General features: G+C 50.8%; 30 protein-coding genes, 1 tRNA gene and 1 pseudogene. All 32 read right to left on the reverse strand.

Annotated features, from left to right (window positions below):
* Positions 1 to 2: 2 nt before the first annotated feature.
* Positions 3 to 869: a tail needle knob protein gene (locus tag K6K13_RS11035; RefSeq protein ID WP_222160812.1), complete on the reverse strand. Its 867-nt coding sequence runs from the start codon at positions 867 to 869 to the stop codon at positions 3 to 5.
* Positions 870 to 2,288, reverse strand: a complete 1,419-nt coding sequence (locus tag K6K13_RS11040) for a packaged DNA stabilization protein (RefSeq protein ID WP_222160813.1) — start codon at positions 2,286 to 2,288, stop codon at positions 870 to 872. It abuts the gene before it with no gap.
* Positions 2,260 to 2,751 (reverse strand): packaged DNA stabilization gp4 family protein, encoded by a 492-nt coding sequence (locus tag K6K13_RS11045; RefSeq protein WP_222160814.1) that lies wholly within the window; start codon positions 2,749 to 2,751, stop codon positions 2,260 to 2,262. Before K6K13_RS11045 ends, K6K13_RS11040 begins: the two co-directional genes overlap by 29 nt.
* A complete protein-coding gene (locus K6K13_RS11050; protein WP_222160815.1) occupies positions 2,735 to 2,995 on the reverse strand; it encodes a hypothetical protein in 261 nt (86 codons plus the stop codon). Before K6K13_RS11050 ends, K6K13_RS11045 begins: the two co-directional genes overlap by 17 nt.
* A gap of 48 nt (positions 2,996 to 3,043) precedes the next feature.
* Positions 3,044 to 4,330 (reverse strand): P22 phage major capsid protein family protein, encoded by a 1,287-nt coding sequence (locus K6K13_RS11055; RefSeq protein ID WP_222160816.1) that lies wholly within the window; start codon positions 4,328 to 4,330, stop codon positions 3,044 to 3,046.
* Positions 4,330 to 5,241, reverse strand: a complete 912-nt coding sequence (locus K6K13_RS11060) for a scaffolding protein (RefSeq protein ID WP_222160817.1) — start codon at positions 5,239 to 5,241, stop codon at positions 4,330 to 4,332. The genes K6K13_RS11055 and K6K13_RS11060 overlap by 1 nt, the downstream gene beginning before the upstream one ends.
* A 13-nt stretch (positions 5,242 to 5,254) precedes the next feature.
* Positions 5,255 to 7,369 carry a portal protein gene (locus K6K13_RS11065; protein ID WP_222160818.1) on the reverse strand — a complete coding sequence of 705 codons (2,115 nt, stop codon included), beginning with the start codon at positions 7,367 to 7,369 and terminating at the stop codon, positions 5,255 to 5,257.
* Positions 7,369 to 8,878, reverse strand: a pseudogene (locus tag K6K13_RS11070) (terminase large subunit domain-containing protein). Before K6K13_RS11070 ends, K6K13_RS11065 begins: the two are co-directional and overlap by 1 nt.
* Positions 8,856 to 9,341, reverse strand: a complete 486-nt coding sequence (locus K6K13_RS11075) for a DNA-packaging protein (RefSeq protein WP_222160819.1) — start codon at positions 9,339 to 9,341, stop codon at positions 8,856 to 8,858. Before K6K13_RS11075 ends, K6K13_RS11070 begins: the two are co-directional and overlap by 23 nt.
* Positions 9,342 to 9,348: 7 nt before the next feature.
* The gene (locus K6K13_RS11080) at positions 9,349 to 9,591 is read right to left on the reverse strand and encodes a hypothetical protein (protein ID WP_222160820.1); all 243 of its coding nucleotides are present in this window, start codon (positions 9,589 to 9,591) and stop codon (positions 9,349 to 9,351) included.
* 11 nt (positions 9,592 to 9,602) lie between these two features.
* Positions 9,603 to 10,424, reverse strand: coding sequence for a hypothetical protein (locus tag K6K13_RS11085; protein WP_222160821.1), 822 nt, complete (start codon positions 10,422 to 10,424; stop codon positions 9,603 to 9,605).
* Positions 10,425 to 10,434: 10 nt separating this feature from the next.
* Positions 10,435 to 10,707 (reverse strand): DUF2560 family protein, encoded by a 273-nt coding sequence (locus K6K13_RS11090; RefSeq protein ID WP_222160822.1) that lies wholly within the window; start codon positions 10,705 to 10,707, stop codon positions 10,435 to 10,437.
* 122 nt (positions 10,708 to 10,829) lie between these two features.
* The gene (locus K6K13_RS11095; RefSeq protein ID WP_222160823.1) at positions 10,830 to 11,102 is read right to left on the reverse strand and encodes a DUF2829 domain-containing protein; all 273 of its coding nucleotides are present in this window, start codon (positions 11,100 to 11,102) and stop codon (positions 10,830 to 10,832) included.
* Between the two features lie 113 nt (positions 11,103 to 11,215).
* Complete coding sequence (locus tag K6K13_RS11100) at positions 11,216 to 11,395, reverse strand: hypothetical protein (RefSeq protein ID WP_222160824.1); 180 nt, start codon at positions 11,393 to 11,395, stop codon at positions 11,216 to 11,218.
* Between the two features lie 4 nt (positions 11,396 to 11,399).
* Positions 11,400 to 11,822, reverse strand: a complete 423-nt coding sequence (locus tag K6K13_RS11105; protein WP_222160825.1) for a lysis protein — start codon at positions 11,820 to 11,822, stop codon at positions 11,400 to 11,402.
* Entirely contained in the window at positions 11,819 to 12,259 is a 441-nt protein-coding gene (locus tag K6K13_RS11110) for a lysozyme (RefSeq protein ID WP_222160826.1), read from the reverse strand. The genes K6K13_RS11105 and K6K13_RS11110 overlap by 4 nt, the downstream gene beginning before the upstream one ends.
* Positions 12,243 to 12,575 carry a phage holin, lambda family gene (locus tag K6K13_RS11115; RefSeq protein WP_222160827.1) on the reverse strand — a complete coding sequence of 111 codons (333 nt, stop codon included), beginning with the start codon at positions 12,573 to 12,575 and terminating at the stop codon, positions 12,243 to 12,245. The genes K6K13_RS11110 and K6K13_RS11115 overlap by 17 nt, the downstream gene beginning before the upstream one ends.
* Positions 12,572 to 12,895, reverse strand: coding sequence for a hypothetical protein (locus K6K13_RS11120; RefSeq protein WP_222160828.1), 324 nt, complete (start codon positions 12,893 to 12,895; stop codon positions 12,572 to 12,574). Before K6K13_RS11120 ends, K6K13_RS11115 begins: the two co-directional genes overlap by 4 nt.
* A 58-nt stretch (positions 12,896 to 12,953) precedes the next feature.
* Positions 12,954 to 13,025: transfer RNA gene (locus tag K6K13_RS11125), tRNA-OTHER, on the reverse strand.
* Between the two features lie 170 nt (positions 13,026 to 13,195).
* Complete coding sequence (locus K6K13_RS11130) at positions 13,196 to 13,486, reverse strand: hypothetical protein (RefSeq protein ID WP_222160829.1); 291 nt, start codon at positions 13,484 to 13,486, stop codon at positions 13,196 to 13,198.
* Between the two features lie 370 nt (positions 13,487 to 13,856).
* Positions 13,857 to 14,348: an antiterminator Q family protein gene (locus K6K13_RS11135; RefSeq protein ID WP_222160830.1), complete on the reverse strand. Its 492-nt coding sequence runs from the start codon at positions 14,346 to 14,348 to the stop codon at positions 13,857 to 13,859.
* A 97-nt stretch (positions 14,349 to 14,445) separates the two neighbouring features.
* Positions 14,446 to 14,868 carry an HNH endonuclease gene (locus tag K6K13_RS11140; RefSeq protein WP_222160831.1) on the reverse strand — a complete coding sequence of 141 codons (423 nt, stop codon included), beginning with the start codon at positions 14,866 to 14,868 and terminating at the stop codon, positions 14,446 to 14,448.
* The gene (locus tag K6K13_RS11145) at positions 14,865 to 15,227 is read right to left on the reverse strand and encodes a RusA family crossover junction endodeoxyribonuclease (RefSeq protein WP_222160832.1); all 363 of its coding nucleotides are present in this window, start codon (positions 15,225 to 15,227) and stop codon (positions 14,865 to 14,867) included. Before K6K13_RS11145 ends, K6K13_RS11140 begins: the two co-directional genes overlap by 4 nt.
* Entirely contained in the window at positions 15,224 to 15,514 is a 291-nt protein-coding gene (locus K6K13_RS11150; RefSeq protein WP_222160833.1) for a DUF1364 domain-containing protein, read from the reverse strand. The genes K6K13_RS11145 and K6K13_RS11150 overlap by 4 nt, the downstream gene beginning before the upstream one ends.
* Before the next feature lie 140 nt (positions 15,515 to 15,654).
* Positions 15,655 to 15,882, reverse strand: a complete 228-nt coding sequence (locus tag K6K13_RS11160; RefSeq protein ID WP_222160835.1) for a hypothetical protein — start codon at positions 15,880 to 15,882, stop codon at positions 15,655 to 15,657.
* A complete protein-coding gene (locus tag K6K13_RS11165) occupies positions 15,879 to 16,058 on the reverse strand; it encodes a NinE family protein (RefSeq protein ID WP_222160836.1) in 180 nt (59 codons plus the stop codon). The genes K6K13_RS11160 and K6K13_RS11165 overlap by 4 nt, the downstream gene beginning before the upstream one ends.
* Positions 16,042 to 16,410, reverse strand: a complete 369-nt coding sequence (locus tag K6K13_RS11170; protein ID WP_222160837.1) for a hypothetical protein — start codon at positions 16,408 to 16,410, stop codon at positions 16,042 to 16,044. Before K6K13_RS11170 ends, K6K13_RS11165 begins: the two co-directional genes overlap by 17 nt.
* On the reverse strand, positions 16,407 to 16,838 hold the full coding sequence (locus K6K13_RS11175) for a recombination protein NinB (protein WP_222160838.1): 432 nt from the start codon (positions 16,836 to 16,838) through the stop codon (positions 16,407 to 16,409). Before K6K13_RS11175 ends, K6K13_RS11170 begins: the two co-directional genes overlap by 4 nt.
* A gap of 142 nt (positions 16,839 to 16,980) precedes the next feature.
* On the reverse strand, positions 16,981 to 17,442 hold the full coding sequence (locus tag K6K13_RS11180; RefSeq protein WP_222160839.1) for a phiTE_015 family protein: 462 nt from the start codon (positions 17,440 to 17,442) through the stop codon (positions 16,981 to 16,983).
* A gap of 2 nt (positions 17,443 to 17,444) precedes the next feature.
* The gene (locus tag K6K13_RS11185; protein WP_222160840.1) at positions 17,445 to 17,606 is read right to left on the reverse strand and encodes a hypothetical protein; all 162 of its coding nucleotides are present in this window, start codon (positions 17,604 to 17,606) and stop codon (positions 17,445 to 17,447) included.
* A gap of 70 nt (positions 17,607 to 17,676) precedes the next feature.
* Complete coding sequence (locus K6K13_RS11190) at positions 17,677 to 17,934, reverse strand: DUF4752 family protein (protein ID WP_222160841.1); 258 nt, start codon at positions 17,932 to 17,934, stop codon at positions 17,677 to 17,679.
* A complete protein-coding gene (locus tag K6K13_RS11195) occupies positions 17,931 to 18,272 on the reverse strand; it encodes a phage protein NinX family protein (protein WP_222160842.1) in 342 nt (113 codons plus the stop codon). The genes K6K13_RS11190 and K6K13_RS11195 overlap by 4 nt, the downstream gene beginning before the upstream one ends.
* Positions 18,273 to 18,529: the final 257 nt, after the last annotated feature.

The following is an 18,529-nucleotide window of genomic DNA, read 5'->3' on the forward strand; positions in this document are numbered from 1 at the left end:
TCCTATTGAGTGGCGATTATTTTTATCTGCGTAGCTGTGAACGTGCTGCCATTGGCCTTAATCATCATCGTGATGCCAGGCGATACGATGTCGTCACCCTCATCGACAGCGAAAAAGGTGTTTATGAACACATCATCAATACTCGTTGCAGCGTCACGGCTAACGACAATCGTGTCAGGTACTGCGGTGCCAAAGGTTATCTGCATCGAGCGGTTGCCAGATGAAGATGTGTAAGTGCCGCGCAGGTTTATCTTGAAACTAAGGTTCTTGAACTTGTTCAGTGCTTTCAGTCGCCCGGCTGCCACGTCAAAGAATGGCAATAGCTTTCCGCTGGTCGGAGTTAGCGTCCCAAGCAATGTAAGCAGGTTGGTTGATGTGGTCGGAATGGTCAGAGATATGCCAGAGTAAATCACCTCCGATTTCTGCCGGTTCATATACGCCTGATATGCTGCAAAATTCGTCTCAAGCGTGGTAATTCTGGTTTCGTGATTGGCTATCTGCGCGGTGTTTGCTGCAATCTGCGTTGTGTGAAGCGCGATTGTAGTCTCTGCTGCGCTAATCCTTGTCTCATGGTTAGCAAGCGTCGCCTCTGCCGCCGTAATGCGCGTTTCGTGATTTGCTAACGTCGCCTCGGCAGCATCCAATCTCACTTCGTGGTCAGCCAGTATCACGTCCTGCTCGTCGTTCTTAACTTGAGCATCATAAGCACCGGAGCCAGCCTGATTCGCTTTACCAGCAACGTTCCTCGCATCCGTAGCCTGCTGGATGACGTAGAGCATGTAAGGCTGGGAGAATATCGGCGGGAGTAGCGTTGAGTTGATACTCTGCGCCTGCACGATTACAGGCACATTGAGTGACGGATCTGCCATTTATTCCACCCTGATTTGACATCCTGATAGGGTTACAGGGGCTTTCGTGATTACTCGCACCTTGAAGCAAATGTTTTTTCGGATTCTACCCACGCGGCGCCACAAGATGCGCTTGTCGTAGACGAATGGAGCGTTCTGCTCAATCATCTGCTCGCGCCCGTAGTTGATTCCGTCCGTTGTTGCAGAAAGAAACAGGCGATCAGCAATTTGAGCAACACCGGTGCTGCACTCCAGTTCGAAATCGAAAACGCGGCTGTTATCCGCCTTGAACAACGGCGTGAATAACAGGTGCTCTTGCTGCTTTTCGTACTGAGCAGATGACGCAAAGTTAAACTGACCGGTCACCGCTTCCAGCTTATCTCCACAAGTGATGGTGTTATCTTCGAACACCAAATCAATACCACGGTACACATCATCAAACAGACCAGTTTTCAGGATGGCCCATTGTGGCCCGTTCTGGCTGGCTGCCGAGTCGAATACCAACACATGGCGCGGTAGATGGATGATTAGCAGTTCGTGAGCGTCAAAGCGGATTGACCCCATCACGCCGGTAGCTAGCTCCGCCGCTGTGTATCCGCGTAGAACCTTTTCCACTGATGCTGTGGCGATTGGTGATGCCTGACCAGAGCTAATAGCATAAACGGAAGGCGCGCCGGTAGATTGATGGCTGATGAATGCGAACGAGTCACCGTAAGGCGTTTTGCAGTACGTCCCGGCAATGCCCTTCTGCACCATGAGCGACGGTTGTGCAACGTACAGCGCAGCACCGGCAGTAGTAGCACCGGTCAGGGAAAAATACTCAATCGTGGACGTACCGAACGTGACAATGGAGTCATGCCACGTCCCCATGCCGACAATACCGTCAGGCTGTGACTCTGCGCGATACTCTGCGCTATTTCGGTCAGGATGTGACTCATCTTCAAGGTCAGAAATAAACCACGAATCTGTGCCATCTTTCGACCACGCATAACGCCCACGCAGCCGGGTTACGTCACGCACAAAGCCAAGCTCATATTGCGTATACGTGCTCGATACGGGCCAGTTTGCCATCGTCTTCACGGTGCCATCGTAGCGATACAGCACAAGCTGACCGCCGACACCGACAGCCTGAGAGGTGCGACTAGCCGCCATGCTCACACGACCAGAGCCAGACACCGAACCAACCACCGACGCGCCTCGATACAGACTACCTCCGCAAACGCGATACACGGCATTCTGAGCAGTGTTGAACATCGTCCCGCGCGATACACCAGCAACATCTGAACGCTTGTCTATGCCGGGGAATGAGCGCAAATATCCGTTACTGTTCAGCACTTGCTTAGGCGTAGCAAGCATATTGACCGGAAGCAGGTCAACATAGTCAGCATCGCGGAAATTTTTGCCGGTTCCCTTAATCAGTGGTAGTTGTTGTATCGGCATCCTGTTCTACTCCAGGGAAAAAATTCCAACCATTCTGCGTGGCAAAGCTGTTACCGCTTCCGATTGGCATTCTGTTTGGATATGGAGCCCACTTCGCTCTCTCGATCGCCGTCTGCTTATAGAGCAATTCCTTGCCGTATTTTGCAGTGGCAATGATTTTCGCGGTGGCCTCGAGCGAGTAATCAGGTGCGATCCGGCAGGCCAGGTTGTGATACACGGCACTGACAGCGCTTGAGCGCAACCCGTGGTCGTCACCTTCCGCTGGCAGGTTGTCCATGTCGGCGAACTCATAGCCGGTGATGATTCCTTTGCCGGCCTGATACCACTCAGCCATCATTGTTTCGAGGTCGTCTACCGCATCTTGCATTGACTGCGGTTCAACATCGGTCAGAGTGGCATTGGAGGCGATCGCCAGCTTGCGCAATGCAGCCCTGACCAAATCACCTTTAGTCGCTATCAGCATCACTCACCGCCTTAGGCTTTGGCCCCGGCTTCTTGCGTTGAACAGGCTCAGGCTCAGGCTCAGGCTCAGGCTCAGGCTCAGGCTCAGGCTCAGGCTCAGCAGATGATTTCAACAACTCATCAGGATGCGCAAACCATCCGGCATCGATAAATTCTTGCAACTCATCATCGCTGACAATCTCATAGTCGTAACCAACACCCTTCCACTTCTTGCTCTCGCCGTGGCGAAATACCATGTTTGACATGTGATGCTCCTAAAAAGAAAGGGCCCAAAGGCCCTAGAGTGAGAGTGGTTACGCTTGGCTTGCCAATCCAACGCCAATCGCTTCCGGGCGAACAACGGTAGGCGCATACCACAGTGCGATACGGCATTTACCAGCAAACGTGTTGATGTCACCCTGATAGGCGACAACACCATTCAGACCAACGCTATCGATGCTGAAACTCTGGGTTTTCATGCCAGAGAACAACTCGTGATTGATTGGGATCGGCTGCGAAACCAAGCGAATGGAATCATCAGCCCAGAACACGTTGGTCTCTGCCGTGGTGGTGTTCAGGATATTCACAACCATCGTATTGGCTAACGATGTGTTGACGTTGGCGTAGGCCAATTGCTCCTTCGTCAGCGCGGCATCATCCAGGGCGATTGGTTTTGGCGTAATTTCCACATGAGTTGCGTCGATTACGCGGGTGATCGAGAAGGTGGCATCATGCGTCAGCACGTTTTTAGCCATCTGAGAAAGGAACTTAACGCCGGTAAAGCTGATTTTGTCACCGCGCTTGAAGCCAGTTGTTGAGGACAACACAACAGTAGCGACGCGGTTATCAACGTTTTCGCGGTTGCCGTCAGTGTCAGCAATCCATGCCTGTGGCTGGAATTTCTGTGCACCGCTAACGGTGATGCAGGTTGCAGTTGATGCCGTCAGGCGTGGCATTTTCGGAGAGCGGAGAACATCATTGAAGCCAGCAACCTGCTTCTGAATGGTGCCGGTTTTATATGCGTCCTCAGGGATGCGCCCGAAAAAGTCCTTTCCGGTCAAATCCTGTCCGGCTCCGCGATAATCCTTACCGTTGAAGAAGAAGGACAGGCCAGAACTACGGTTCAATTCACGGGAGAAGATCAGCTCTTCCGCCTCTGAAATGAAATTCCACCCGGTAGTGGATGAGCCGATAGGGCTTGCACTGGTAACAACGAGAGAACCCATCTCTGCCGCCTGTTTGGCAATAGCGGTTTCAACGTTGTTAGCCAGCTTCTTACCAGATGCCTGAATGCGGCGGCGCAATGAGCGCTCGTCACGAACATCATCGGCTCGGAGGGTGAAAAAGTCGTTATCAGGAAAGCCCATATTGCACTTAACGGACAGTTCCAGAATGCCAGTGGCCTGACCGGTCAAATCCCAGCCCTGCATGGTGGGAGCTTCTTGCTCCAGAGGCATCCATACGGTGTTTTGTGACCGCTGCATGTCTTCTTTCATTGGTTGATATTTACCGACGCGCTGTGCCATCGGCGTGAGATTTTCCACGGTCTCAATAATTTCATCGACCATGTAAGTGATTACTTGACCTTCATTCAAAGCCATTATCGTGATCCTTTATTAAGTTTTGCCTTGAGGGCGCGATAGGCTGCCGTGTCGCCTTTACTTGCCGCCGTTTCCATTTGCTTGCGAATGGCATCGGTGTTAGCCGCCGTCACATCACCTGTAATGGATTGGTCAGCCGGAGGCGCGGATGAAACCTGAGTCCCGCGAGGCTTGAGAGTTAAACGGTCTGATAGTCGGGCCAATTCAATCAGCGCAAGCTGTCCGTCCATCGCCAGCAACTGGCGGGTTTTCTCTGGGTTGGCTCCCAGGTGGTACATGAGCGCGGCGGATTTCTCTGGGAAGAGGCGCATGATGTCCGCACCGACCTGCGGCGGGACAATTTGCATGAATGCGTCTTCTTTCTCCTGATAGTCAGGGATGTTGAGTTTTTCCGCCGCGTCATAGTGTTTACGGGCTGCTTCGACGTAATGCGCTGACTGCTGGGTGTACTCCTGAACCCTTTTGCCCTGCTCCGCTACCGCATTGCTGCGTGCATCCATGGCCTTCAACTGCCACTCGCTATTAGCCTGTTGATAGGCTGCAAGGGCTTGGTTTTGGTCATAGTTGTACTTGGCTAGCGCCTCCTCGGTGAAAAAGTCGCTTGCGTTGGGCTGGGCTGGCAATTCAGGGTTAACCCGTAGGTTCTCCGGCAATTCACCGCGCTTTACAGCATCAGTATGTTGCTCAAACTCACGTTGACGTTTGCGCTCAAGGCGACGCTGTGCAAATTGTGCGTTGGTTGCTGGGTCTTGTTTAGGCTTGCTCTCATCGTCTTTCAGGACAATCTCAAAGCCTGCATCCTGCGACTGTGCGTCGTTGGCATTTGACGCTGTATCGACTGCGGTTGCCGCCGCGTTATCGACGTGCAGGGGTTGGCCTTCAGTTGCCTGAATTTCGGTGGTATCGGACATGATTAACTCTCTCTTATTGAGGTGACTCGGCTACGCTGCCGGAAGGTGAATTTTGTCTCTGCGATTGCAGGATGTTGGCAATGTCCAGCCGCTGTTGATGCTGCTGTCCAGTGCCTTTGAGAAGTAGCTCAGCGTTTTCTCTGGCGTCATCGCTGTTCTGTTGTTGGAATTTACCCATGAGTGATAGGAACTCACGGAATGCGGCTTGCTTATCCAGATCCATGTTGTTGAATATTTCGGCAACCTTGGCAGCGTTAAGCTGGTTCTGTCCTTCGACCTTCGCCGCATCGACTTGGATTTGCATCTGCTGGTTCTGCGCCTTGAGCAATTCAGCCTGACCTTGCAGGAGAACTCCTTGCGCCTGCGTCTGCTCTGGCGATGGTTCTTGTGGTTGCTGTTGTGCCTGCTGCACCATCTGAATTTCTTCCGGTGTCTCAGGTTTCTTCAGCCCCATAATCACAAGTTGCTTGTTGGCATACTCGCGCATCATCTCTACGCCTTTGCCGTCTAGCAGCGTGAAGTATTGAAGCAGGAGCATTTGCCACTCAGGGGTGCCAGGAGGAACTTTCGTGAGCAACTCCTGAATCTCTGAGCGGTTCTGCTGCTTCATGCTCTGGAATGACGGGCCGACATCCGTATATGTCTCAAACCGTCCACGGATATCATTCAGCACAGTCTTTTCACCAGTGGCGTAGTCGATAACCTCTTCCATGAGCATGACTTCTTTTTCAGTGCCGTCCTCCAAGGTGATCCGAACTTTGCGCGGAATGTCGTAAATGTCATTAGCCATTGACGCGTAGATTTCACCATCACGTCGCATTGCCGTTGCGAGGTTGTCAATAAACACAAAGCTCTCAAGGTCTGAGCGGGTGTTTAGCTGATTAACCGTCTCGAAAGCGACCTGATTAGCGTTTACCGCCTCTGCATCTACACCTGTAGCAGAAACCTCTTTGACCGCATTGGTTGCAGCTTCAAGCATGTAGGCATTGGCTTGTGGCACTTCCGGGTTTTCGTAATACGCAATTGGCTGAAGCGGTAAATCCCCACTGTTTTCGTCTGTTCGGTTGATGAGGTAATACGGATAGTCATCCGTCCCGCTATACATGTGCTCGTAACCTGCGATCTGCTCCGGAAAGAAGAAAGGCTTTTTCTTCGGCGTACGTGCAACAATGTCGGCGTTGAATGACATGATCATGTTGCGCAGGCGCTGACCGTCTTTTGTCAGCCTAACAACACCCTCGTACACTTCCTTGCTCTCAACAAATCCCCACTCACCAAAATATGGGACGATGGATTTATACACGCGACATTTTTCAATTTGGCGCTCCGCAACCTTAACCATTCCCCTGTCGGCAAGATCATCGATAACTTTCTTGATATCTCGCTTGTAATACGCAACAGGTTCGCCAGTAATTGGGTCTTGATAGATGAATGCTGTCTCTTTCTTGCGCACTACTTCGTAGAACTCAGCCACATGAATCGTGTCTTGCGTCAGCCACGGGAACACCCATTCGTTCGGGCTTTGGAATGACGGGAGTTCTTTGCTATCTAGTCCATGCTCTTCCGCAAATGCTTCCCAGCCGCCCTTACTCATCGAGTGGATCAACGTGCAATGCTTCGCGTCCGACTTGTCCATCTGCTTGCTGTTGCTGTCCCATATGACGCAGGAGCAAGAGGAGTGGATAGGTTCACGCAGAATGATTTGATTGTTGCTCGTCGGATTCTGGTCTTCGTACTTAGTGACCCGCCGCCAGTGACCTACGCCACACTCGACACTCTCTCTAACTGCTACGTTTACAGATATCTTTGACGAGTTGTTTTGTGTGTCAGTACGGTACATCCCCATCAGCGTTTCCGCCGCATCAGGACTAACGCCATCTTTGGGGCGATAAAGCACGTCAATTGGATTCTGTCGCATCTCAGCAACCAACTTACGAACCACCGGGCGCACAACGTCGAACTGTCCGCGATACTGTAGGGTTGTGTACTGCGTTAGCCAGTCATCCCATTGGCTGACCCGACTGAAAAACAAGTCGTTCTTTGCCTCGGTTCTGGCTTCGTCTCCGGCTGTCCAGTCTGCGTCAAATCGACACAGAATGCTCTCCAGCCTGTTTTCGTTATCAGCCATTATCTTCCTCGGGAAACTGGTTTAATCGGTGCGGGGATTTTCTTTTCTTTCGGCTTCTTGATGTCACGCATCAGCTTGGCAAAGCGACGCATCATGTAGCCATAGCGAATGGCAGACAGCACGTCATCGTTGATTTTGACTATCTTTCCATTTTCATCGCGGTGATAGAGGCGGAACTCTTCAAAGAATGGTTCACAGGTGTTGAACACTTTGAATCTGCCATCAAGCATAATGTCGCGGAGTTCGGTTATTCCAGGCTCAACGGCGTTTCCGCCATCAGGCCATGTAGCGTGTTCAGGAAGCATCATGAAACCAGCATCGGCATATTGCGCTTTAAGCTGTTCACCGCCACCCTTCTCGTGCTGATTACCATCGTGAGGCCACGCCGTGGGTATCTTGCTGGCCCATGACTTGACAGCGCCCCATGCCTGAACCGCTGTTTTCTCTTTGTCCTTCCACACGCGAGCGAGATAGATTGTGTCGGCGTCTTTATCCCACCACATTTGAACCTGAGCCTGTGGGTGATCCCAGCCGAAGTCCATAGCGTCGATTACGTAGAAGTGATCCGGGCATTCGAATGGCTGGCACTTAATTGTCTCTTCCGGTATCTGGAAGATGCGCCCACTCCCCATTGTCGGGATGCCACGCGCACGGGCTTCACGCTCATGTTCTGGGTAAGAGGCGACGATCTGCTCTTTCTGCTCATCGCTGTAGTGGTCGGCATCATAGATAGTCATGTTGACCATCTTCTGAGCCTTGCTGGGGTTCTTGATGAACTTTTCTACAACCTGAGACATACCCATGAGGGGCGTAAACGTCAGGATGGAGAACTGACCATATTTATTTGTACGCGTCAGCCCTTCGCTGTAGATGGGATATGGAGGCTCTTCGTCAAACCACACACCGTGTATCGTGTCACCCTGCCAACGGGCGCGGCCTTGCGAGTATGGCTTGAAGTAGCAGATAGACAGACATGCCATCTTCAATGCCGTCAGCCGTGTGATGCCTAACAAGCAGGTGATCGACAAGGTTCGGGAAGAATGGCGATTTCTTCCAGCTAATGATGTCCTCTTTCGGGATTGAACCGTAGCCGGGTTCGTCGTTCTCTTCGATACGGCCGCACAGAATGCGCTGTGTAGTCTTCGTTACTGTTTCGTTAGTCTCGCCACCTACCCAGAATACAACCGGCTCATAGAAGCGCTTACCCTTCCATTCTTCGCCATACAGTCCATCATCTGGATAACCTTTCGTGCCGGGATAGCGCCCGGTGAGATGAAATGCGACCTCTGCGCCCCCGGTATAGGATTTCCCCAACTGGTTGCCTGCCATAAAGCAACGCTCAGGGTAATCATGCCCTGCGTCGATAAACTCTCGTTGCTTGCTGTAAGGGGTGAATTCGTAAAGCAGATGGGTTTTGCGGTAGTTCTCTTCTTCTTCCAGTAATTCGAGCAATTCTATCTGCTCGTCTTCCGTTAGCTCATCGATATCAATCGTCGCTGCGTTTGCCACGTAAAAGCTCCTGAATTCGAGAAAGCCGCTTGCCGCGATCTCCCTTATCAGGTGTCACGTCTTCAACCTGCGACTGTTCTTTGAGGCCCAGGTCACGGGCAATGATGTTTGCGTTAAGTAGGTCAGCAGCAGCGCCGGAGAATTTCTGGTCGTAGATGATTTCTTCCGCTCGCGTGGTGATGATGGAAAAATCTTCCTTTGCTTTGTATGCCAACCATGTTGAACGGTCGATATCAAGGAAAATGCATAGCCCAATAATCGTCATCGCTCGCATCTTGGCGATAGGCTCTTGAGTTACTACACCCTGATATGCGAACGCTTTCATTTCCCATAACGGATTAGCTTCCACCCATGAAAAATACTCGCAGCAGGCTTCCCACAGCGCCTCGGGCGATTCAAACTTGGGATTACGCCCATGACTACTACGGGCCTCCCAGAATCGATTGCCTTTTGGTGCCGCCATACATACCTCAACTTACTGCGATATCGACAGATGTTCCGCCAGTTCCACCGATTGCTCTAACCCATGCAACGGTAGGTGGTGTGATTGTCATGAAGTCTTCAACCATGTGGCCCATTGCGTTAGCAGCAGGCTTAGTGGGTGAGTCAAATAAAAATGCCCAACCATCGTTGAGCATCTGGAGAGTTACTATTTTTGTGCCGTCTGATATCTGAATCCAATCAGTACCGACAGTTTGATTTTGTGTGCTCACGTCAGCCTCCGTTAAGTCAGCAGCGTTACATACGCCTCGGTGATTGTTGCAGTGGTTCCAGATATGCGACGAGCAGAGAAATACCATCCAGCAGGAACCAAGGCAGACATCGGGCTACGCATTCCAACACCGGCACCAACAAGAGTGAGGATGCCAGTCAGCGAACCTCGCCATGATTCAGCCTTAACCCAGCCAGTACCACCAACGGTTGCATTTGGCCCTATCCACAATTCGCATGTGTCAGCCACAGTGCCAGCAATAGTCACGGAGTAAACCGCATCAATCATCACTGATATTTTGTATGGCTTCGTGGTGTCAGTAGGTCGCGTGGCAGTTCCGAACGTGGTAGATATCGAAGCGGGAGCGCCTGGCGATAAACCTACTCCAGTGTTACCAACCGGAATGCTGATATTTAGTGTTTGGTTAGGCGATGTACCGGTTATCGTCGCCGCTGCAGAACTACCAGCAGGAAGCGTGCTCACCGTGCCGATAGTCAGCGCGTTAGCTGGACCAGCCGTTCCTGTTCCTGGTGCCCCAGCAGGAATTCCAAGGTTAAGCGTGTAATTCAGTGCTGTGCCAGATATTGAAGCGGTGGCAGATGAACCAGCGGGTAAGGTTGATATGGTTCCGACCGATATCGTAGTCGGCGCTGCATCATCACCTTTCCCACCTTGAGGGATGCCCAAGTTAAGTATTTGTGATGGTGGCGTTCCGGTGATGGCTGCCGCTGCACTACTACCAGCCGGTAATGTGATGACGGTTCCGACAGAAAGAGAATTAGCCGGGCCAGTATCGCCAGGTATGGCTGTTACCCTACCCTTGTAAATCGCCATGCAGCCCCCCCTAGCTAAATGGCGCCAGAGCCTCTTTAGCATCCTGAATCGCCTTGAATGTGCGAGCCACAACCTCACGCTCAGTCGTTGCCAGTTTGTATTGGTCTTTAAACAGTTCCAGCTTCAACAGGTCATCGCCGACAAATTCAATCGCCGCTTGTGCTGCTGCCGTGTCGTTCATGACAAGGCGCAGTAATTCGAGGCGAGTTGATTGTTGCGGGGTGAGAGAGGGTGAAAGGTTGATGCTTGAGCCGACCACACTGCCGCTTACTAATTCGGTCATTTAGAATATTCCTCTACAAATAAAAATACCGGCCCCGTAAATCGGGATACCGGCATGGTGGGATATCTATATAAAACTCTGCCAATGCCACCAGAAAGGCAGCATTTGCAGAATTTTATAAATCAAACTGGTGTTGCTAACCAGTCCTCGGCGAACAGATCGCCTTGTGACGGCACCCAGCCCGGCTGCATGTGACCTTGCGCGTTTTTCAGGTCGAGATGCGGCTGAATGGTGAACTCACCAGTAATGCCAGCTTTAGCATAATCAGAGCCGGGGCGAGCCTCGCTTACCGTGTAGCCGCCAGCTTTGATAACGAACTGACCTTTGCCATTCCAGCCCTCACGGTAAATCTTTGCGCCGCTCTTAACAGCTTCCAGTGCTTGTCCGAAATTCATCGTTTCACCTTTAGTTAATGTTGGTTTATTCGCAGCCTTGCCACTTCTTCACAGAGTTGCGCAGCTACTTCCGTCTTTCCGGCTGCCAAGATTGAATCACCATCCTCACGGGGTTACTCATTCATTATTGAAGCAATCTCAACACTGTACAGCACGACTACGCCAGTACCGATAGCAAAGTGGTAATGGAAGTTGAATCTTGGGGTGGTGTAATCACCAGCCTTGAACATGGAGATGATCAGGCGCTTCATGCGTTCTTCATTTGATATTGGGAATGCACGGACATCTGCCATATTCTCACCTCAAGCACTGCTCACGGACGTATTGCTGCAATCCGGTCAGTTGCTTTGTGATGGTTTCGATTCGCTCTCGGAGAGTGAAATAATCCCTTGTAGCGGTGTCAGTAAGTCGGGCGCTGGCTGCATCATCCACGCCGGGGGTGGCGGTGGCTTGCTTGACGACGTTGACGCGCAACCCGCACTTGCCAGCAGCAACACAGCGCTGCAAATCAGCCAGCTTGCTTTTAGCATCTGCGAGTTCTCCAGTGTATTTGGCATCAAGAGCAGCAACATCGCGTTGACGGGTTTGCATGTCGCTTATTGTGGCGTTAGCTAGCTTCAAATCTTTGGATGCATCGCTGTATGCGTCGTGGTAGTAGTAGACGCCGAATGACAGCAGGCCAAGCAGGGCAACAAGAGCAGCGTAGAGATACGGCCTCATGACAAGAACAGAGTCCGTTCCGCCTCCCGACGACGAACCAGCCCAGGAAGGATTTTGCCGCCAGCCTTGTTCCATTTCGGGAACTCATCGGCAGCGCCAGCAGAATCACCGGCATTCAGTTTTTGCAGAAGCGTTGATGTCGAAAGCGATCGGGTGCCGAGGTTATAGGCGAAACTGACCAATGCATCAAACTGACCTTGGGTAATTTTCACTTTCACCAGCTTGTTTACTGCATCCTCGTACTTAACCACGCCAGTTTTCAGCAGGCGCTCAGCAGTGGGTTTATCGATTACCATTCCATCACGAAGCGGCTTGCCGTCCACTGGTTGTGTCCAACCGTAACCGATGGTTAGCACGCCAACAGAATCGCGGTAGGCTTTCAACTGCAAGCCCTCAAAGCTCTTTATCAGGTCGATACCTTTAGGGCTGATGTTCATCTTCACCACCTACACGACGACTGATTGCGTTTATAGCGATATTTCGCAGCTTTTCAACGCCGATAAATCCAACCATCCCACCGATAAAAGGTGACATGGTAATCGGCAGGCCAACAACATCGAGAGCACTGGAGATGGCTAGCGATAGGGCCCCGCAAAGCACACCTTCAATCCAACGATTCTTACGGTCAGTGCCGTCATAAATCAGGCGTCCGTAGCAGATGATGGCAGCCAGACCAGCGCCGAAAATTTGCGGCCACGAGCTTTTTAGCCCGTTGAGTAGGTCAGCCCAAAAGCCGACATTGCTTTCGCTCATTTTGTAATCCTGCATACCCGCGCACCCACATCAGAACCACCGAGGCTATTCACGTAATCCCGGTCGTTTTCGCAGAGCACTCGCAACGCCCCAATCTGAGCGCCCCATGCATCACGCTTCCATGTTTCCACCGTTGCGATCACCTCATCATCAGTCTTGGCGTTAGCCAGACCGTAAGAGACAACAGCCCGGGGATATGCGTATGCAGCAGAGTTAATGCGGGAGTTAATTTCAGCGCCTGCGTATGACAGGAAAACTAATGCCAATAACCACGGGGATGAGCTAACGAACCCCGTTTTAATAATTTCAGGTATCTTCACGGGAGCCTCGCTGTGTGCAGAAAATAAAAAAGGCCACGCAATAGCGCAGCCTGAAATTTGGTGGCGAATGAAGGAATTGAACCTACGAACGTGAGCCCCAAAACACACGCCATCACCTGATGAATCCGCCAAATAGAAAAGCCACCGCGTTAGCAGTGGCTTGAATAGCATTCACCCGCACACTATCCGTGATTGGGTGCTCAGACGTTCCCTGGATTTTATATCGCTGGCCCCTGAGTGCGCCTCGATGTGAAAAGCCCCAGCAATGGTCAGGGCTTGGAAAGGTTACTTAAAGGCTAATTATTTTCCGCTGAGTATCATTCTCGTAATATCATTGCGGGTTAAAGCCTCATGCAGGTTCGATTCAATAAATTGATCCTTTCCTGTGTACTTCAAATGGTTAGAACCATCGATTGTTGTTACGGAGCCATCATGGTGAACGAGTTGGTAGTTCGGCTGAATTCCTTTACCAGTTCGCCCAAGCCTTATCGCAGAAACATCAGGACGATCGAGCATGCCAAATAGCTTTCTCTTAAATTCATCTGGTAACGTCAAGATGTTCCCATCACATACTTTTACTTTATCGATCATCAAAGCACTCCATCGGGCTGAGCTACTAAAACCAAGCGTTTACGCAGCCCAATTTATAACCATGGCGAACTTAATACCAGCAATACACACAATAACTTGATGATTGGCCCAACACAAATGACCGACTCAGCTATAAGTTGTTCACGCGGTGAACCTGATACGAAAAAAAACCCAGCGGGAAGGCCAGGACTTGAATTGGCACCGCCCCTTTCAGGCGGTTTGGCTGGGAGAACCAGCTAACGATTTATCCGCTCGCTTAACGGTACATCTGAGTGGATTCTCACCACAAATAGCGCCGCAGCAACTTAAGAGTCACTAACGGCAGCTTAGGTATAAGTATGGGTAAATGGGTAAACCGTGTCAAGCACCTTCAAGCAACATGTTTGATTTTCTCTACACGTTTGCGACTTTTGAAAGCATTTTGCAGAGGTTCGTACAAGATGAACAAGCTGGCATTTAGGATTTGCGCAACCTCCTTCCTGCACGTTTCCTCTGATGGCTTGCGCCATCCCTCCCCCAACCTACCCTTATCGATTTTGCGTGGCCTTGCGGTCTTGTGATAGTACGATGCAATTGCTCGCTTAGATGAACCGTGAGCGTAGTAACTAAGCAGAATGCCGAGCGCCCTTGTGTCAATGACCATGACGGAATCCACGACCTGAGAAATCAACATCCCGTCATCATCGTTGCACATGGGCCTACTCATTACCCTGCTTGGCTCTACTCTCTCCATGAACTGAGCGATCACACTGCTTTGTCTCTTTTCCAATCTGCCCGAGTAAACCCAGGCACCCCACAACTCTAACCATCCGTTGACCCAGTCGTGCTGAGGCTTCGTTAGATTCAGTTCTGCGATTGGCATTTCTTCCTCCGAGGCGTTGCATCCCAGCTCTGGTAATGCGTTGGCTGGACTGTGGGGGTGATGGGCGTGAAGAGGTTCAGGGTGTAAGAGATCAGCTTCATGCGGCATCCTCCCGCTGGTACTTTTCGAACCAGAACACGATGGGTGACGGTGTTATCTGTATTTGCCCAAAGCGCTCAGCCGTGCGGAAATTGACGAACGACTTCAATGCCCTACCCGTCTGAAAGGCTATCTGCCGCCTGAACTCCTCAATGTCGAATACAGACTTAAACAGGTTGCAAGGTGCACAGGCTGGGAATAGGTTTTCCAACGTGTCGTTTTCTGGCCTGAAAGATTCGCCGGTCTGTTTTAGCTTCCAGCGGCCTTTTGCTCTTGCCTCTTCGTCAATCTCCAGCTTTCGGTGTACAGCCTCGACGTGATCCGCATGCCATCCCTTTTCGGGAAGCTCACAACCGCAATAAGCGCACCTGCCGCCGAACTTCATGCGCAATTCTTCACGCTGTTTTTTCGATAACTTCATGCGCCCTCCAACTCAGTGATGACGATATCCAGACCGCCGCCCTTCACTCGTTCGCCGCGCCTTACCCTGAAGTCATCTATCTGTTCGTCGTCCAGCATGAAACCGGCGTGCGTGAGCGAATCGAAAACCGCTTTTTGCAGGTTGTCGAGGTCACGGTGTCGTTTGTCTGGAACGTTGGCGATGATGGAAATTTTCAGTCTTGCGGGAGTGTTGATGTCGAGGTTTTGCTGCTGGATTATCTGGATGATGCTTTGTCGGTACTCTTTGCCTTTCTCGCTGATGTAGTGCCTGTGTCGTGCGTGTCGCCAGTAAGTGTTTAGGCTTGGCGGCCACGGCAATTTGAGGTGATATTCAGTCATCGTTTTATCTTCCCCTCTGCCAGTAAAACGGCCTGTGTCCTGATCGCACCTTCAAGGTGTGCCAGATGTGCGCTATCTGCGTCCGTGAGGCGTGTACGGCGGTCTATCTCGTCATGGCATGATGAGCATGTCCACGCGCCGAAAAGGTCATCAGGCTTCATCCCTGTGCCGCATATGCCAGACATTCGGTAATGCGCCAGCACTACGGTTTCAGCATTGCCGTTACAGATACCCGGAATCCTAACCTGACACTCGCGCCCTCTGGCTTCTTTCCTAAGATTCGCCATTCTCTATCCTCACTCTCTCAGTTACTTCGCCCTCTAAAAGCAGCCTGGCGCATTCATCACACACATGCGCTTCATCTGGTTTCATCTGCCGGCCGCATGGACAGTAACCAGCGCGGCCAACACTTTCCCGCTCGTACTGCTCATAGTCCGTTTGCATTGTCGATATCCTCTCGATGAAGCTGGATTGCTCGCTGTGCTGATTGCAACACTTCGTCCAAATCCTGCTCGCGGTCTTTATGCCCTCTCAGGCCAGCACACAGCGCCTTCTTGATTAAGTGCTGTAACGCAGGGCAAGTGACGTTAAATGCCTTCAGGACGTCGTATACGTCGATTGTGATGTCTTTTACGCGTCGGTCGTATTTGCTCATCTGGCTCTCCTGCTTCTGGTTCTGTCCCACATAGCCTTTTGGAGTCCGTAGGCATAATCGAATGTCTGGACTTCGCTTTCGGTTGGGATTGGCTTGGGCTTATTTCTGCTTCGTTTGGTGGGCTGTATCTTGAGGCGTTCACAGACTAAATATGTCGGGCTAACACGTTGTCCCATGGCGCACCCCGCGCAGTAAATTATCGAAGTGATACACCGGTGATTTTCGCGCTAAGTCGAATATCCGGTTCCCGATTGAGTTTTTGACGAATCGTAGACCGTATTGCTCCCTGACCTCTTTCTCTTCCCGCTGATGCTCAAGCCATTCCTGATAAGCTCGCTCGTCAGGGAAAAATCCCTTGCCTGCAGTGCAATAAACTTCACCAAAATTCTTCATTTGGGTTGTGACTTTCCATATCACACGAGCGCTAACGCCAAACTCATCCATCATGTCTTTGCGGAGTAATGGGTAGTCATTGGCGAGCATTGCTTTCAGCCGTACGCGGATGTGATTTAGTTGCTCTTCTTTCACTTTTTGTCTCCGAATCGTGTAGCCCATTCGATAGCCAGCCGTGATTCTTCGCTCCACCTAACGCCATGCTCCGCGCCAAACGCGTTCATTAGCTCGATAAGGTCTCGCATCTCACTGACTCGCATTTTTGATGTTGATTGACCAAGCACTACAAAGCCGCCATCAATTCCCGGCACCGTTTCCTGTCGCTTTAATGCGGCAGTGAAGATGTGTTTCCAACTCTCAGACTCCATCTTTCGCCCATACCAAACGACCTGCTCGCTGATGTCGCGCAGAGTGGCCCAAAGCCTCGAATTCTGCTCAAGCGTGCGCTTTCTTTCTTCGACGGTGACGACTAGTGGCTTATCTGAATCGGTGGGAAGTTGCTGGATAAAGCTGATGGCGTTCTGTTTACGGGCTTGCTCTATTAGGTGATAGACCTGTTTCAATAATCACTCCTCGTAACATACCCTCGGGTTTTTGTAGCGATCTATCTGCCCTCTATCCTTGCAGAGACTTTCAACGCCAAACGACAAGCTTGACCAGCGGAAAGGAAACCACCAACGCTTTATCTGTGAGAGGTAAAACCCATCAACGCCGCGTATTACTCTGTATCGGTTTTTCATTGTTCAACTCTCCCGCACTTTGTGCATACCTTGCGCCAGTAGCCAATCTCACCGCCGAACCGATCAGCCACGACTCCATCCCACACTTCGACATAGCAATGCCTGCATGAGATTTCTTTGATGAAATGGAATAATCCTGAGAGCATCCCCCCTCCTTCACTGTTATGCCGGCTGCGCGAATAGCATGGATGGCAGTATCTACGGGTAGCATCACGCAACCATCTTCCCCGTAGGTGTCTGTTGCTGTCGAATAGACCAAATCACCCTCTGGCAACTCCACCACCAGCGCCGCGCGGCTGGCCAGCCAAGCAGACCACATCAGATCAACTCTTTCATATACATAACATAAATCCGTTCCGCGCCTGACTGACCAACCGTTATTGTTTGCCCACTCTTCAAACTCAATGCGCATCTGTTCTGTGCTCATGACTAATCCTCGATATCTTCGTTATCAACCCAACGTTGCAGCACGACAATTAGTTGCTGCGCCTGTTCTGTATCAATAGCCAGTCCGTCATCACCGATAGTCAGCATGTCGCCTAAATCTTCGACTACTAACCCGTAGCAATTTTCGTTCTCTGGAATAATCATCACATCCTCCGGGAAAAAATAAGGCCCGCGATTATTAGCGAGCCTATTAGTTCAGATAAACACAGGTAAATCATGGCCTTTCGCTCCTAACCATCATGATTGTAAGGCTTCCTTTCGTGGTCACTTTCAGTGTCTGCCCGTCTTTTATCTGGTCAAGTTGAAATGCGTCGTATAGCTCGTTAACGGCTTTCTGTTTGCGGCTTTCTTTGCGACGATTACACCATTTTTTTAAAACAGTGGAAGTTAACCATTCGCCAGCCTTGACCATGATGTAAAGCCACCCAAGAAGAGCAAGGCCAGTATTTAGATATTCCGCCCACTCACTCATTGCAAGCCCTCCGGTAATTCGATTTCATCACCTAGCACTGAGGCTACTACAGCGCGGCATATGGCGATTTTTGGGTCAATATGATCCATATACTTTGGTGATCCATATGGCTGCGCCACGCAATCACCATCTTTAAAGTAATTTACATCTACGTGAAATTTCTCAATCAGTGGTCCACACTGCTCCCAGTCATATGATGGGTTCCATAGCTCCCACTCTGCGCCCTCTCGCAACCATAGGAACCCATTATCGCCATCGTCATCAACCTTTTGGCCTATGGCTTTAGCCACAGCCCAATCCAGCGCCTTTTCCGTCAACTCACTTGTTTTCACTTTCACTCTTCACCTCCAAATCTCTTGGTGTTAATTTTCTCATTGGGCATCGATAGGGAAATTCAGAATCACCTTTCACCCATATGTATACATGTTCGAAATATTCTTCATATCCGATAACAACGCACTCTAATGGCGGCTCAGTTCCAGGGAACCTATCGTAATAAACCGGATCGCCAATTTTGAATAGATCCACTATTCACCCCTTTAACTTTTCTCGCGCACAAACTCGCGCCGCCTATTCCTGTTTGTTTATAGTGATT

The organism is Symbiopectobacterium purcellii (assembly GCF_019797845.1).
Classification (GTDB): Bacteria; Pseudomonadota; Gammaproteobacteria; order Enterobacterales; family Enterobacteriaceae; genus Symbiopectobacterium; species Symbiopectobacterium purcellii.